At 69.3% G+C, this 14,692-nt stretch carries 10 protein-coding genes and 1 pseudogene; 8 read left to right on the forward strand and 3 right to left on the reverse strand.

The window, feature by feature from the left end; all coding sequences use genetic code 11:
* Positions 1–80 precede the first annotated feature (80 nt).
* Positions 81–1,397 carry an MFS transporter gene (locus tag AC2YHT_RS13695; protein WP_487290346.1) on the forward strand — a complete coding sequence of 439 codons (1,317 nt, stop codon included), beginning with the start codon at positions 81–83 and terminating at the stop codon, positions 1,395–1,397.
* Positions 1,398–1,400: 3 nt separating this feature from the next.
* Complete coding sequence (locus tag AC2YHT_RS13700; protein WP_487290347.1) at positions 1,401–3,248, forward strand: DUF8034 domain-containing protein; 1,848 nt, start codon at positions 1,401–1,403, stop codon at positions 3,246–3,248.
* A gap of 21 nt (positions 3,249–3,269) precedes the next feature.
* Here AC2YHT_RS13700 and AC2YHT_RS13705 read toward each other — a convergent pair whose 3' ends face one another.
* The 3 genes from AC2YHT_RS13705 to kdgD all read right to left on the reverse strand — a co-directional run bounded on the left by AC2YHT_RS13705 (position 3,270) and on the right by kdgD (position 6,869).
* Positions 3,270–4,859 (reverse strand): carboxylesterase/lipase family protein, encoded by a 1,590-nt coding sequence (locus AC2YHT_RS13705; RefSeq protein WP_487290348.1) that lies wholly within the window; start codon positions 4,857–4,859, stop codon positions 3,270–3,272.
* A 60-nt stretch (positions 4,860–4,919) separates the two neighbouring features.
* Positions 4,920–5,828, reverse strand: a complete 909-nt coding sequence (locus AC2YHT_RS13710; protein WP_487290349.1) for a LysR substrate-binding domain-containing protein — start codon at positions 5,826–5,828, stop codon at positions 4,920–4,922.
* Positions 5,829–5,951: 123 nt separating this feature from the next.
* Positions 5,952–6,869, reverse strand: coding sequence for a 5-dehydro-4-deoxyglucarate dehydratase (gene kdgD / locus AC2YHT_RS13715; protein WP_487290350.1), 918 nt, complete (start codon positions 6,867–6,869; stop codon positions 5,952–5,954).
* 276 nt (positions 6,870–7,145) lie between these two features.
* Between kdgD and AC2YHT_RS13720 the strand changes: the two genes are divergently transcribed.
* The 6 genes and pseudogenes from AC2YHT_RS13720 to AC2YHT_RS13745 form a co-directional block, all read left to right on the forward strand.
* On the forward strand, positions 7,146–7,691 hold the full coding sequence (locus AC2YHT_RS13720) for an RNA polymerase sigma factor (RefSeq protein ID WP_487290351.1): 546 nt from the start codon (positions 7,146–7,148) through the stop codon (positions 7,689–7,691).
* Between the two features lie 64 nt (positions 7,692–7,755).
* Positions 7,756–8,733, forward strand: coding sequence for a FecR family protein (locus tag AC2YHT_RS13725; protein ID WP_487290352.1), 978 nt, complete (start codon positions 7,756–7,758; stop codon positions 8,731–8,733).
* A 138-nt stretch (positions 8,734–8,871) separates the two neighbouring features.
* On the forward strand, positions 8,872–11,862 hold the full coding sequence (locus AC2YHT_RS13730) for a TonB-dependent receptor (protein WP_487290353.1): 2,991 nt from the start codon (positions 8,872–8,874) through the stop codon (positions 11,860–11,862).
* A 112-nt stretch (positions 11,863–11,974) separates the two neighbouring features.
* Positions 11,975–12,742 (forward strand): Slam-dependent surface lipoprotein, encoded by a 768-nt coding sequence (locus tag AC2YHT_RS13735; protein WP_487290354.1) that lies wholly within the window; start codon positions 11,975–11,977, stop codon positions 12,740–12,742.
* Positions 12,743–12,808: 66 nt separating this feature from the next.
* Positions 12,809–14,299, forward strand: coding sequence for a surface lipoprotein assembly modifier (locus AC2YHT_RS13740; protein ID WP_487290355.1), 1,491 nt, complete (start codon positions 12,809–12,811; stop codon positions 14,297–14,299).
* Positions 14,299–14,692 (forward strand): annotated as a pseudogene (locus AC2YHT_RS13745) (hypothetical protein); the annotation flags it as partial. The gene AC2YHT_RS13740 and the pseudogene AC2YHT_RS13745, both read left to right, overlap by 1 nt.

Raw genomic sequence — 14,692 nt, forward strand, 5'->3', positions numbered from 1 at the left:
GACTTAGACCTGCGCCGCGACGCCCTCTAGCCTTCCCTGAACGATGCCGACGACAGATCGGCGACCCAGGGAGAGCGTCCATGACCGAATCCACCAGGCGCACGCGCGTGCGCTGGCTGATCATCGCGACGCTCTTCATCATCACGACGATCAACTACGCCGACCGCGCCACCTTCTCGATCGCCGGTCAGTCGGCGTCGAAGGAGTTGGGTCTCGACGCCGTGGCCATGGGCTACATCATGTCGGCCTTCGCCTGGGCCTACGTCCTGGGCCAGATCCCCGGCGGGGCGCTGCTGGACCGGTTCGGCTCGAAGAAGATCTACACCGCCGCCCTCGTGCTCTGGTCGTTCTTCACCCTGCTGCAGGGTTTCGCCGGGATCTTCACCGGCTTCGCGGCCGCGGCGGCTCTGTTCGCCATGCGCTTCCTGGTCGGGCTGGCGGAGTCGCCGTCCTTCCCGGCCAACGCCCGCATCGTCGCCGCCTGGTTCCCGGGCTCCGAGCGCGGCACGGCCTCGGCGATCTTCAACTCGGCGCAGTACTTCTCGCTGGTCGCGTTCGCCCCGCTGATGGGCTGGCTGGCCCACAGCTTCGGCTGGCGCTCGGTGTTCCTGGTCATGGGCGCGGTTGGCATCGTCGCGGCCTTCTTCTTCGTCAAGCTGATCCACAGCCCAGTCGAGCACCCGACGATCAACAAGGCCGAGTTCGACTACATCGAAGCTGGCGGCGGCCTGGTGCGGATGGAGGACAGGACCGCGGGCGCCGGCGCGGCCTTCACCTGGGCCAACGTCAAGCAGGTGCTGACCAGCCGCATGCTGCTGGGCGTCTATGTGGGCCAGTACTGCATCAACGTGCTGACCTACTTCTTCGTCACCTGGTTTCCGATCTACCTGGTCAAGGCGCGGGGGCTGTCGATCCTGCAGGCCGGGTTCACCGCCGCTCTGCCGGCCCTGTGCGGCTTCGCAGGGGGGCTGCTGGGCGGGATGATCTCGGACCACCTGCTCAAGCGCACCGGCAATCTCGACATCGCCCGCAAGACGCCGCTGCTGCTGGGGATGATCCTCGCCACCTGCATCGTCATCTGCAACTACGTCGAGCAGGAGTGGCTGGTCATCGTGATCATGGCCGCGGCCTTCTTCGGCAAGGGCGTAGCGTCGCTGGGCTGGGCGGTGGTGTCGGACACCTCGCCCAAGGAGATGGCCGGCGTCACCGGCGGGGTGTTCAACACCTTCGGTAATGCGGCCGGCATCGTGACCCCGATCGTCATCGGCTACATCGTCCAGGCCACGGGCTCGTTCGACGGCGCCTTGATTTTCGTCGGCGCCCACTGCCTGATCGCCGTGCTGGCCTACTTCCTGATCGTCGGCAAGATCCAGCGCCTGCAACTGAAGGCGGCCTGATCGATGCTTTCACGACGCCATGTCCTGGCCGGCGCCTCGGCCCTTGCCTTCGCCGGCCCGGCTCGCGCCGCCGCCGCTCCGACCGCGCTCGAGGTCGCGACGCCGATGGCCGCGCCCGAATGGGCCCTGCTGCAACGCGAACTGCTGAAGGCCAACGAAGAGGCCTGCGAGGCCTTTTTCGCCCGCTATTTCGACGACCGCGGCTACCTGCTCGCCTATGAGCGCTGGGGCGCCAATGACGGCCCCGACGACGCCATCGAGAACGTCAACGACTGGCCGACCCTACACGCCCTGGGCGCCGGCGACCGCGTGCTGGAGCTGGCCCAGAAGGCCTTCGAGGGCAATATCCGCCAGTACACGGCGGCCAGGACCAAGGACGTGCCGTTCGCCCGCGAGGGCATGTACTACAAGGAATTCCCGGTCATGAGCGACTGGCAGCACCTTTCCGAGGGGCTGTCGGTGTTCAACCTGCTGGGGCTGTCGGCGCCCAACGATCCGCGCTTCCGCGAGCGGGCCAGGCGGTTCTCGGGCTTCTATACCGGCGAGGATCCAACCACGCCGAACTACGACCCAAAGCTCAACATCATCCGCAGCATGATCACCGGCAGCCGGGGTCCGATGCTACGCCAGGCCACGCCGCTCGACTGGGCCGGCGATCCCTTCGACGTGACGCACTTCTACATGGAGCACGGCGAGCGCTCCTACGAGGAGACCCTGCGCCACTACGACGAATATGGCGACGTGGTCGGCGACAGCCCGCTGAACCTGCAGGCCACCAGCCTGGTGATGAACGCCTACATGCTCGATCACGAGCCCCGGTATCGCGACTGGATCCTGACCTATGTCGACGGCTGGATCGCGCGAGCGCGGGCCAATGGCGACGTCATCCCCAGCAAGGTCGGCCTCGACGGCAGGATTGGCGGTCCGAAGGGCCAATGGTGGAGCGGGGTCTATGGCTGGGGTTTCAGCCCCGTCGTGCCCCAGACCGGCAAGCGAGAGGATCGCAACCGCACGCCCCGCGCCGTCGTCGGTTTCATGAACGCCTATCTGTTGACCGGCGACGACAAGTATCTCGACGTCTGGCGGCGGCAGACCGACGTCATCAACGCCCAGAAGAAGGTGGTGGACGGCAAGGTCTCGACCCCGCGCATGCACGGCCCCAAGGGCTGGTACGCCTACGCGCCCGGCGAGCACCAGTTGAACGGGCTGGAGATCTGGTACCTGTCGATGAAGGGCTCGGATCGCGCCCGCGCGGCGGCCCATCCCTGGCCCGACTGGCTGGACGGCAAGGACCCTTCATATCCCGCCAAAACCCTGCGCGCCGACCTCGAACGGGTGCGGGCCCGCGCCCAGGCCCGGCGGGACGACACGTCCACCCCCGACACCCGCCTGGCCGACGCGACGCTCGACATCAACCCGGCCAGCGTCACGGCCCTGATCCATCTGATGGAGGGCGGGATCCACATCGCCCGGCCGCCCTGGTCGAAGACCTCGCCGGCCCAGGGCGGGGCGCTGCACTACGTTCGCCTGCGCTACTTCGACCCCGACCGTCGCCGGGCCGGCGTTCCCGAGGACGTCGCGGCCCTGGTGGAGAAACTGACCGACGACGAGACGGTGGTCACCCTGGTGAACCTGAACCAGGTCTCCGGCCGCCGCGTCACCGTGCAGGGCGGCGCCTATGGCGAGCACCAGATCGTCAGCGCCGCGGTCGGCGAGACCTCCGCCGCGCCGGTCGAGGCCTCGGCCTTCACGCTGCGCCTGGCGCCGGGCGCCGGGGCGCGCCTGACCCTGAAGATGCGGCGGCACGTGAACCCGCCGACGCTGAGCTTTCCGTGGGACCGCAAGGCCTGAGCCCCGCCCGAAGGAGGGGCCTTACGTCCCTTCCTTCATGAACGGCGCGACGGCGAAGATCTCCCGCTCTTCGCGGCGAGGATCGTCGACCATCGCCGAGGTCTCGTTGACCACCAGGGTCGCCCGTTTGGGCAGGGTGTAGGGCGCCCAGGCCGGGATCGCCGCGCAGTTGGGATCGCCCGTCCGCGCGAAGGCGGCGAAGGCGGCGCTCATCTGGTCGCGGACCTTGATCGCCGCGGGCCCCGTGCCCGTCATCGAACCCCGCGCATCCAGCGTGCCGAAGACCAGCGCGATGTCGTAGCTGTGATAGGCGCCCATCTTCGGGTCGGTCTGGGCGCCGAAGTCCAGCTGGTACATCCAGGCCGGCGCGCCGATCCTGGCCCGCTGCTCGGCCTGGATCAGGTGCCCCGGCCACGAGCGTCCGGCCGTGGTGATGGCGAAGAACAGGTCCGAGGAGCTGGCGGCCGGATAGAGCGCCCGATAGCGGCCGACCAAGTATTCGGGCGACATGTCGAGCACCAGCTCGTTCTCCAGCTTGCCCGGCAGTTCGTCCCAGGTCAGGGCGAAGTTCTTGGGATCGCCGCCGAGGAAGGCCTTGGTCTCGTCGTGGGTGTTGCCGATGATCATCGGGATGTGGCTGCTCTCGCGCGGCGCGTCCGGATAGAACGGATGGCGCGGCAGGACGCCGTGATCCAGCACCGACCAGAAGACGATCGATCCCTTGCGCTCCAACGGATCGCGCATCTTCAGCGCCTCGACCAACTGGCCGGCGGGCAGGGTCTTGAGCTTGTCGATTTCGTCCGGTTTGAGGCCCAGCTTCTCCATGAAGGCCCGGGCCCTGATCGTGGCGTGGATCGGCCCCATGGCGGTGACGTGCTGGCCGCTCATGGTCGCGACCTTGTGGTAGAGGCCCGCCGCCTTCGGCATGGCCATCAGGGTGACGCACTTGGCCCCGCCGCCCGACTGGCCGAACATCATGACGGCGCCAGGGTCTCCGCCGAAGGCGGCTATGTTGTCGCGCACCCATTGCAGGGCCAGGATCAGGTCGAGGTTGCCGACATTGCCGCTGTCGGCCAATTCGGTCCCTCCCAAGCGCGCGAGGTAGGCGTAGCCGAAGGCGTTGAGGCGATGATTCACCGTGACCACGACGACGTCATAGGTCCTGGCCAGCCAGGTCCCGTCATAGAGCGGGCTGGAGCCGGAACCGTTGGCGTGGGCGCCGCCGTGGACATAGACCATCACCGGCCGCTTGCGGCCGTCGGCCAGCCCCGGCGTCCAGACATTGAGGAACAGGCAGTCCTCCGAGGTCGGCTCGTCCGCCTTCAACTGCGGCGAGGCCGGACCGTAGGCCAGGGCGTCGGCGATCCCCTTCCAGGGCTGGGCGGCCAGCGCCGGCTGGAAGCGGCGCGGCGCGGTGTCGGCGCCGTAGCGCACGCCCTTGAACACCTTGATCCCATCGACCTCGACGCCCCGCACCCGCCCAGCTGTGGTCGCCGCCACCGGCGCCGCGCGGCCGGCGGCGTTGACCTTCAGGGGAGCGGCCAGGGGCGCAGCCAATGGGGCGGCAAGCGCGGCGGCTGCGCCCAGCACGGCGCGGCGGTCGAGGGTCATGGGTATTTTCTCCCGTCTTTTGTCGTTGGGCCGTGCGCCCGCGACGGGAGGGACGGCGCCTCAGCGCTCGCCCGTCTCCGCCGGCGAGGCCTCGGCTAGGCAGAGGTCGATGAAGGTCTGCAGGATCGGGCTCTCGTTGTCCTTGCGCCAGGCCATGTAGAGCTCGACCGGCCGGTCGGGCGTGGTCTCGACGGGGCGGAACTGCACGTCGTCGAAGTGCAGGCTCATGGCCGACTCCGGCACGATCGCCGCCCCCAGGCCCGCATGGACCAGGGCCAGCATCGAGTGGATCTGGGTGACGTGCTGCACATAGTTCGGGGCCACGCCGTGCGCGTCGAACAGGGTGGTCAGCATGTTGTAGAAATAGCCCGCGCCTTCGGGCGAATACATGATCAGCGGGCCGGCGTCGAAGTCGGCCAGGGTCAGGCCGGCCTTGGCAAGGCGGGGGTCGCCGTTGGGGAGGGCGGCGACCAGCGGTTCACTGAGCACCCGGGCGGTGGCGAACTCGGCGCGGTCCATCGGCGGGCGCACCAGGCCGATGTCGATGCGGCCGGTCAGCAGGGCCTCGACCTGCTCGCGGGTAACCATCTCGCGCAGGGTCAGGTCGGCGTTGGGCAGGCGGGCGTTGGACAGGATCACCAGGCGCGGCAGGAAGCTGTAGCCGGAGACCGCTGTGAAGCCGATGGCGATCTGGCCGGCGTCGCCGCTGGCGATGCGGCGCGTGGCCAGGGCCGCGCTCTCGGCCAGGCGCAGGATGCGGCGCGCCTCCAGCAGGAAGGCGCGCCCGGCCGGGGTCAGCCGCACCGAGCGGCTGGTGCGGTCCAGCAGGGTGACGCCGAGGATCCGCTCCAGCAGTTGCACCTGCCGGCTCAGCGGCGGCTGGGTCATGTTCAGCCGCTGGGCGGCGCGACCGAAATGCAGCTCTTCGGCGGTAGCGACGAAGCAGCGAAGCTGGCTCAGTTCGAACATCGGAAAGCGCCCGTCGACAACACCCTGGAGTCGCGAGGCTAGACGTTCGTTGGGGCCGATCGCCAGCGCCTTCTTCCCGGGAAGAAGGGCCGGCGGCCGGAGCGGAGTGAGCGCGTTCAGGACCTAGCCCCGGACGCGGGCGATCAGGGCTTCGAGCTCGGCTAACTCAGCGTCGGTCAGGTCGGTCAGGGGCTGGCGCACCGGACCGGCGTCGCGGCCGACGGCCTTCATGCCCGCCTTGACGATCGAGACCGCGTAGCCCTTCCCGCGATTGCGCAGGGCGATGTAGGGCAGGACGAAGTCGCGCAGGCCGGTCATCACCGTCTCGCGGTCGCGGGCGCGCACGGCCTTGTAGAAGGCCAGTGCCCAGTCCGGCAGGAAGTTGAAGATGGCCGAGGAGTAGGTCGTCACCCCCATCTCCAGATAGGGCAGGGCGAAGGTCTCGGCCGTCGGCAGGCCGCCGATATAGGTCAGGCGGTCGCCCATCCGGGCGTAGACCCGCATCATCAGCTCCAGGTCGCCGACCCCGTCCTTGAAGCCGACGAGGTTGGGGTTGCGGTCGCACAACTTCTCGAGGGTGTCCTCATTGATGATGGCGTTGTCGCGGTTATAGACGATGACGCCCAGGTCCGTGGCCTTGCAGACCGCCTCGATGTGGGCGGCCAGGCCGTCCTGCGTGGCGTTGGTCAGATAGGGCGGCAGCAGCAGCAGGCCGTCCGCGCCGGCCGCCTGCGCATCGCGCGCCAGGTCGACGGCGATCGCCGTGCCGTAGCCGCAGCCGGCGATGACCGGGATCTTGCCGGCGGTCTCGGCGACCGCCGCGCGCACCACCTGGCCCACCTCGTCCGGACGCAGCGAGAAGAACTCGCCCGTGCCGCCGGCGGCGAACAGGCCGGCCAGCTCGTGGTCCAGCATCCAGGCGCAGTGCTCGCGATAGGGCGCTTCCAGGAACCGGTGCTGGTCGTCGAAATGCGTGACGGGAAACGACAGCAGGCCGCCGCCGAGCTGGCGGGCCACGTCCGTCGGCGACATCTGGCTCATGAAATCCTCTCCGAGCGACGGCCTGGTCCCGCACGCCGGGAGGCCGTTTCTTGAGGGTGACGGTAGTGAGCCGCCATGTCGGGGTCTAAGCCAAAGGCGCTATCGACCAATACCGGAATTGGCTTGATGGGAATCCGTAGCGAGGCGGGCTTTCGGCGCGGGCGCCCGCGTTGCTCGCCCTACGGGGAACGATGGCCTTTGACGTGCTGCGCGGCCCCCGCTAAACCGTCGAAAGTTTCTGAGAATCATTCTCATTGATTTCGGGTGCGTGGGGCCATGCTGACGGGCGAGCGGGGAACGACGCCTGACCTGCCGGGGCTGCTGGAAGTCCACTACGACGAGCTTCGGCGCTTCGCCCTTCGCAAGACGCGGTCGGCCAGCCTGGCCGACGACGTCATGCAGGACGCCTGGCTCAAGCTCTTCTACCTCGTTCGTTCGCCGGACTTCGACGGCCGCGCGGTGCGCAATCCGCTCAGCTATCTGCGCCGGATCATCGCCAACCTCGTCGTCGACCGGCAGCGGCAGGCCTCGGCCCAGGCTCGCCGCGTCACGCCCGGCGACCTGCCGGCGGACGCCCGCAGCGAGGCTCCGTCAGCCTTCCAGGTGGTGGCGGGCCGCCAGGAGATCGCCATCGTCCAGGCCGCCATCGCCGAACTGCCCGACAAGTGCCGCCAGGTGATCCTGCTCTATCGCGGCCAGGACCTGACCATGCAGCAGGTGGGCGACCGCCTGGGGATCTCGCCGCGCACGGTCGAGAACCATCTGGCCAAGGCCATGAGCCACTGCCGGCGTCGCCTGAAGGAAGCCCGCGGCGATGCATGAGCACGAGACTAGGGGAAGGGCGCTCGCCGGTTCGTCCTGTGATCGGGAGGACCCGAAAGTCCACATGAACGACACGGTCAAAGGCGGGGGCGAAGGCGAGGACGAGGCGCTGTTCGACGCGGCGGCGCACTGGACGCTGCGGTTGCGCGACGGCGCGGGCGAGGCCGGGCGAGCCGAGCACGCCGCCTGGCTGGCGGACGGTCCGGGCCGCGCCGAAGCCATGGACGAGGCCGATCGGATCCTGGGCCTGATGGCGCTCGCCGCCACGCCGCCCGCGAGTTCGCCGCGCCGTCGGCTATCGGGATCTGCGCCGGCGGGTCCGCGCCGCCGCACCTGGTCGGTCACCACGGCGATCGTCGCCTGCCTGGTGCTGGCCGTCGCAAGCGGCGTGGCCGTCAGGACGATCGCGCCGCCGAACCCCGATCATCTGACCGCGCCGATCGGCGAGGTGCGCCGCCATGTGCTCGCCGACGGCAGCGCGGTGACCCTGAACACCGGCGCGGTGCTCGACGTCCGTTATGGTCCGGAGGGGCGCAGGGTGCGGCTGGTGAAAGGCGAGGCCTTCTTCGACGTCGTCCATGATCCGACCCGGCCGTTCGTGGTCGAGAGCCGGGCTGGCAGCGCCCGGGTGCTGGGCACGGCCTTCGACGTGCGGCTGAACGGCGACAAGGCTCGGGTCAGCGTGCTGCGCGGAGCCGTGCGGGTTCAGCCGGCGCGCGGCGGCGGCGCGGCCGTGGTGCGGGCCGGGCAGGGGGCCTGGCTCGACGGCGCCGCGCCTCAGGCTCTGGCCTTGGAAGATCCAGCGGCGGTCGACGCTTGGCGGCAGGGTCGTCTGATCGTTTATCACCGCCCGCTGTCCGAGGTGGTCAACGAGATCGGCAGGTATCGCCGGGGCAAGGTGTTTGTGCGTGGCCAAGCTCTGGCGGCCAAGCCGGTGTCGGGCGTCTTCGATGTCGCCGAACCGGACGACGCCATCGACGCCCTGGCGGCGTCGCTGGGCCTGCGCACGGCCCGACTGGGCGATTTCGTCCTGCTCTACTGAAACGGTTTCGGCGTTCCGCAAAAAAGTGCGCGCGGACGCTAGGGGATCTCGCGGCCCGGTTTCGTCTCATCAACATTGAGATGCAATTGAGTGTCGCTCGCAACAATGGGCGGCCGCCAGACGAGATCCGCCCACGACATGACGACGCCTGTTTTCCGCCCCGGCCTGTTCCCTCGCTTGCGCCGACTGTCGTTGTGCCTCGCCCTGGCCTCGGTCAGTCCTCTGGCCTTGGCCGCGCTTCCCGCCGCGGCCCAGGAAGCCGCTGTCTACGAGGTGGACATTCCGGCCCAGCCGCTGCCCCAGGCGCTGGCCCAGTTCTCGCTGCAGACCAAGGTGCAGATCGTCTACGCCGTCGAAGCGCCGTATGGCCGCCGCTCGCCCGCCGTGCGCGGCCGCTTCAGCCAGGGCGAGATCCTGTCGCGCCTGCTGGCCGGCAGCGGCGTCGCCTGGCGCGAGGCGAGACCCGGCGTCGTCACCCTGGACGCGGCGCCGACCGTCCAGGGCGCGTCCAAGAGCGCTGTCGTCACCGACGCCCTGCAGGTCGAAGGCGCCGTAGGGCAAGGCGAGACGCTGAGCGCCCGCGACGCCCTCGGCTATGACGGAATCTACGACCTCGACGGCTCGTCCGCCTATGCCGGCCGGGCGGTGGTCGAGCGCTACAAGGGCGTCAGTCCCGCCGACGTGCTCAAGGGCATGGTCAACGTCTTCAGCGGCGACGCCCGCAACAGTGGGGCGCTCGATCCCAGCGTCCGCGGTATCGAAGGGCCTGGCCGCGTTCCGGTGATCATCGACGGCGGCGAGCAGGCCCTGACCGTCTGGCGCGGCTACAACGGCGCCAACAACCGCAGCTACATCGACCCCAGCCTGATCGGCGGCGTGCAGGTGCTGAAAGGCCCGTCCCTGACGGCTGGCGTCCACACCTCGACGGGCGGGGCGGTTGTCATCAGCACCCTGTCGCCGAGCGATATCCTGCGCGAGGGCGAGCGCTACGGCGCCGAGGTGCGCATCGAGGGCGGCGGCAACTCGGTCAAGCCGCGCCTGCCGACCCCGCTGACCGGCCAGGATTATCGCGACGTGCCCGGGTTTCCCGGCTCGACCGGAACCGCCGGCTATCCTAGCAGCCCGTACGCCGATCCCTCCCTGCGGGTGACGCCCAGAACCTCGGACGACAACGACCTCGTGTCGCTGGGTGATCGCGCCGCTCGCATGGCCGTGGCCGGCCGCACCGACGACGTCGAATGGCTGGTCGCCTACGCCTGGCGCGAGCGCGGCAACTACTACGCCGGCGAGACCGTGCCCGGCTATTACAGCCAGACCAACCTGCCCACGCCGTCAGGCCCGCAGGACCTGATCAAGCGCCTGGCCTTCAACTACGAGCCCGGCAACGAGGTGCCCAACACCTCCAGCGAGATGAGCTCGTGGCTGGGCAAGCTGGCCTGGAAGATCAGCGACGACCAGACCCTGGAGTTCGGGGTGCGCGACAGCGTCTCGACCTATGGCGAGATCATGCCCTCGCGCATCGTCTCGTCCGGCGAGAACGGCATGGGCAAGGTGCAGTGGCCGCTCAGCGAGGTCCACGCCACGGCCTACAATCTCGACTACCGCTACAAGCCCGGCGGCCGGTGGATCGACCTGAAGAGCACGCTCTGGCTGACCCGCACCAACAGCCACACCTATTCGGCCGGCGGCTTTCCCAACTGGGCGCAGAGCGCGGCCAGCCCGATCCTTAAGAACACCGCACTGGCCAACGCCAAGAACGACCGCTACGGCCTGAGCCTCAGCAACAAGACGCGGCTGACCCAGAGCCTCGACCTCGTCCTGGCCGGCGACTGGCAGCACGAGAAGCTGACCTCGCCCGACGTCTGGGCCGGCACGTTCGACGGCTGGCGGCAGTACCCCCGCGCCGGCCGCCGCGAGGAGTACAATCTCCACGCCCGGGTCGAGTGGCGGCCGGTCAGCGAGATCACCCTGTCGGCCGGCCTGCGTTACTCGCACTTCTGGGCGGTCGACGACTTCCTGGCCGAGCAGATCGGCAAGGGCGTGGTGTTCACCAACTACGTCTTCACCGACGGCTCGGTGCTGTATCGCACCCTGGTCAACGGCCGCACGGTCAACAACACCATCGCCTGGCTGCCCGACAGCGAGGGTCGCTACACCCGCGCCACCAACCCTTGCGTCAACGGCTTCCTGACCAGCGTCGCCAACGCCACGGGCTACTGCGTGGCCTCGCGCAACCAGGAAGCGGTCAACCTGACCGCCGAGACCAAGCGCGGCGACGGCCTGACCCCGGTGGTCTCGGCGACCTTCAACTTCACGCCCAATGCGCGGGCCTATGTCCGCTACGCCGAGGCCTACCGTTTCCCCAGCATGTTCGAGAGCACGATCGGCTTCTCGGCCTCGACCGACCCGACCCGCCCGCTGAAGCCCGAACACGCCCGCACCTGGGAGGCGGCCTATGTGCATGACCTCTCGGCCCTGCTCGACCTGCCCGACGGCCAGCGCGCCGACTTCAAGCTGACCTGGTTCCGAAGCGACACCCGCAACGTCATCGAGCGCGGCTCGCAGCTGCTGCTGACCAATATCGACAAGCAGCTGATCGAGGGGATCGAGCTGCAGGCCCGCTACGACAACGGCCGGTTCTTCGCCGACCTCGGCGCCTCGCACATGATCAAGAACAAGGTCTGCGATCCCGAAGCGGCGATCATGAAGGCCACGAGCACCGGCATCGTGCCCGACTGCGTCAACTACGGCTTCGTCGGCGGCTATCTGCTGACCCAGGCGACGCCGACCGACACGGTCAATCTCAACCTCGGCGCCCGCTTCCTGCAGCGTCGTCTCGAGGTGGGGGTGAGGGGCGTCTACTACAGCGCCTACGACAATCCCGAGCTTGATCGTTTCATCGGCGGCGCGCGGGCCACCCGCGTCGACGGCTGGGGCCTGAACACGCCCTACCTGTGGGGCGAGATCGTCACCATCGACGCCTACGCCAACTTCAAGCTCAACGAGAAGATCCGCTTCGAGCTGACCGGCACGAACCTCAACGACCGCTACTACACCGACCCGCTGACCCGCACGGCCCAGCCGGCCCCCGGGCGCACGCTGAAGCTCAGCATGACCGCCCGCTACTGATCCCCCCAATTCACGGTCTTCGGCGCGTCGGGATCCCCACCGGCGCGGCGGCGGCCGCTGGATGCCCCGGTCTCACCAACGAGACCATCAACCAAGCATCGGAGAAGACGAGATGTCCCGTTCGACCTTCAAGGCGCTGATCCTGGCCCCAATCGCCGCCGTCGCCCTGGCCGGCGTCGCCCAGGCCGCCATCGTGGGCCAGTCGACCGACACCAGCCAGCTGCGCGTTGGCGCCAGCACGATCAATGCCGGTCCGCACACCTCGGGCAAGCCGGGCGTGGCCGTGGCGGCCATCGGCCTGAGCAGCTATGTCGACTTCGCCGGCCTGCAGGCCTCGGTGCCGCCGGTCAACGGCGTGACCACCATCAACAACCCCTCGACCGCGCCGGGCAGCCACAATGGCATGGGCGTGTTCAACTTCGCCAAGGTCAGCAACGCCGACCTCTATTTCGGCGAATGGTCCGACACGGCCGACGTCGCTGACGGCACCCACACCGTCTACTACGTGGGCGACAACACCGGCACGACCGTCCCGACCACCGGCACGGCCACCTATGCGGTGAAGGGCATCAGCGGCTACAGCAGCAACGGCATCCTGGCCGGTACGTTCAGCGCCAACTTCGGGACGGGCACGCTGAGCGGCAGCGTCACCAGCGCCTCGACCGGCTACACGGTCGATATCGGCTCGGTGGGCATCTCGGGCGTCAACATCGCCAGCACCACGGCCGACGCCACGGCCACGCAAGGGACCTCCACCCTGGCCTCGGGCGGCTCGGTCAGCGGCCAGTTCTTCGGCGCCAGCGCCGCGGCGCTCGCCGGCCTGGTCACCTTCGGCGGCAACAGCCAGTACGACACCGCCTTCGGCGGCACGAAGAACTAAGGCGCGTAACCGTCGCGCGGGGCGGGGACTTCGGTCCCCGTCCCAAGCGCGCTCGAAGGCATTCGCATGATCCGCAGGTCCGCAAGGCATCTTTCCATCCGCGTCGCCGCCGGCTGCGCGGCTTTCGCCGTTCTGGCGCTGGCTGGCGCCGCCCTAGCCCAGGTCGATGACGACATCCGCCTGCGTCTCGACCAGGATCTGGCCCGCAAGGCCGCCGAGCGCGAAGCCAAGACGCTGGAGGACGCCTCGCCCTCGGTGCTGGTCATCGACGGTCAGGCCTATACGGTCGGGCCCGGCGCCGACGACGTCGGCAAGGCGCTCTACCTGTCGGTCGGGCGTCGCCAGTGGGCCGACGCGCGCCGGTTCCTGAAGGCCTATCTGGCTCTGCCGGACCACGATCCGATGCTGGCCCTCTACGCTCAGGGCATGTTGGCGCGGCAGGACGGCGACCTGCGCGCCGCCGAGCGGGCTTTCCGAGATCTGCTCTCCAAGCAGCCGGACTTCATGCCGGGCAGGGTCGAACTGGCGCGGGTATTGTTCGAGAACCAGCGCGACCGCGAGGCGCGCTCGGCGTTCCAGGCGATCCTGGCCGACCTGCCGCCGGGCGATCCGCGCGCGGCCGGCGTGCGACGGACGGTCGAAGGCTTTGTCACCGCCCTCGATCAGCGCCGGGCCTGGCGCGGCTCGCTGGCCCTGGGCCCCGGCTACAACAGCAACATCAACCAGGCCTCGGGCAGCTATGCCTGCCTGATCCCTGGCCCGGAGGGGATCTGCTTCTTCGATCGCAAGACGCCGCAGGCCCTGGGCGCGGCGACGGCCAATTTCGAGGGGACCCTGACCCGTCGCCTGCCGCTGCGCGGTTCGGCGGGCCTTTCGCTGCGGGCGATCTCCTACGGTGAGTTCTATCCGGAGGAGCCGCGCTACAATCAGGCCACCCTGGTCGGCCAGGTCGGGTTCGACTATCGCACCGCCCGCTACGCCTTCGGGATCGCGCCGTCCTTCGATGTCTCGACCTTCGGCCCTAGGCGCCTCTACGACGCGCCCGGCGTTCACGCCGAGGCGACCCGAGCGCTGGGCGCCCGGACGCTGGTCAAGCTGGAGGCCGACTACAAGGACATGCGCTATCGCCAGACCGACTTCGCGCCGCTGGACGGCCGGTTGGTCTCGGTGTTCCTCACCGCCTGGCGCGGACTGCCGGGAGGCTGGACCGTGTTCGGCGGGGCCGACCTTGCCGACAAGGACGCCGACCTGCCGACCAACGCCTACGGTCAGGTCGGCCTGCGCCTCGGCGCGGCCAGCCCGACGAGGAAGGGCCTTAACGGCAGCCTGTTCGCCTCGGCTCGCCGCAAACGCTGGGACGCCATCAACGAGGCCCTTGAGGTGCGTCGCCGCGACGACGAGCAGAGCATCACCGCCATCCTCCGCGCGCCGGGCCTGGCGCGGGCCGGCCTGACGCCCAGCCTGACCCTGCAGTACGCCAGGACCGCCAGCAGCATCGACTGGCTGTTCTCCTATGAGAAGGTCGCGGCCAGCCTGAAGCTGGAGCGGGTGTTCTGATGCTGCAGTCGGTGCTCCCGTCTCCGGCCGTGCTGGAGATCCCCTATGACGGATCCACGATCGCCGGCGGCAGGCGGCGGTGGTCGGCGGCGCTCGCGGGGGCGGTGGCGCTGCATGTCGCCCTGGCGCTCGGCGCCTACATCCGCCTGACCTCGCCGACCGAACTGCCGCCCGCCGCGCCGATCGAGGCGATCGCGGTCGAATTCGCCGTCGCCCCGATCGCGCCGCCCAAGCCCAAGGACGAGCGAGCGCCGGGACCGGAAGCCAAGGCCAGTCCCGCCGCCGCGGCGGCTCCTGATCCGCCACAGATCAAGACGCGCCAGCCCGACCCGCGCGGCGTGCTGCCGACGTCTCCGCAGCGCTCGGCGCCGTCCGAGGACGAGGGCGCGGCCA

This window comes from Caulobacter sp. SRI_008 (assembly GCF_057586355.1).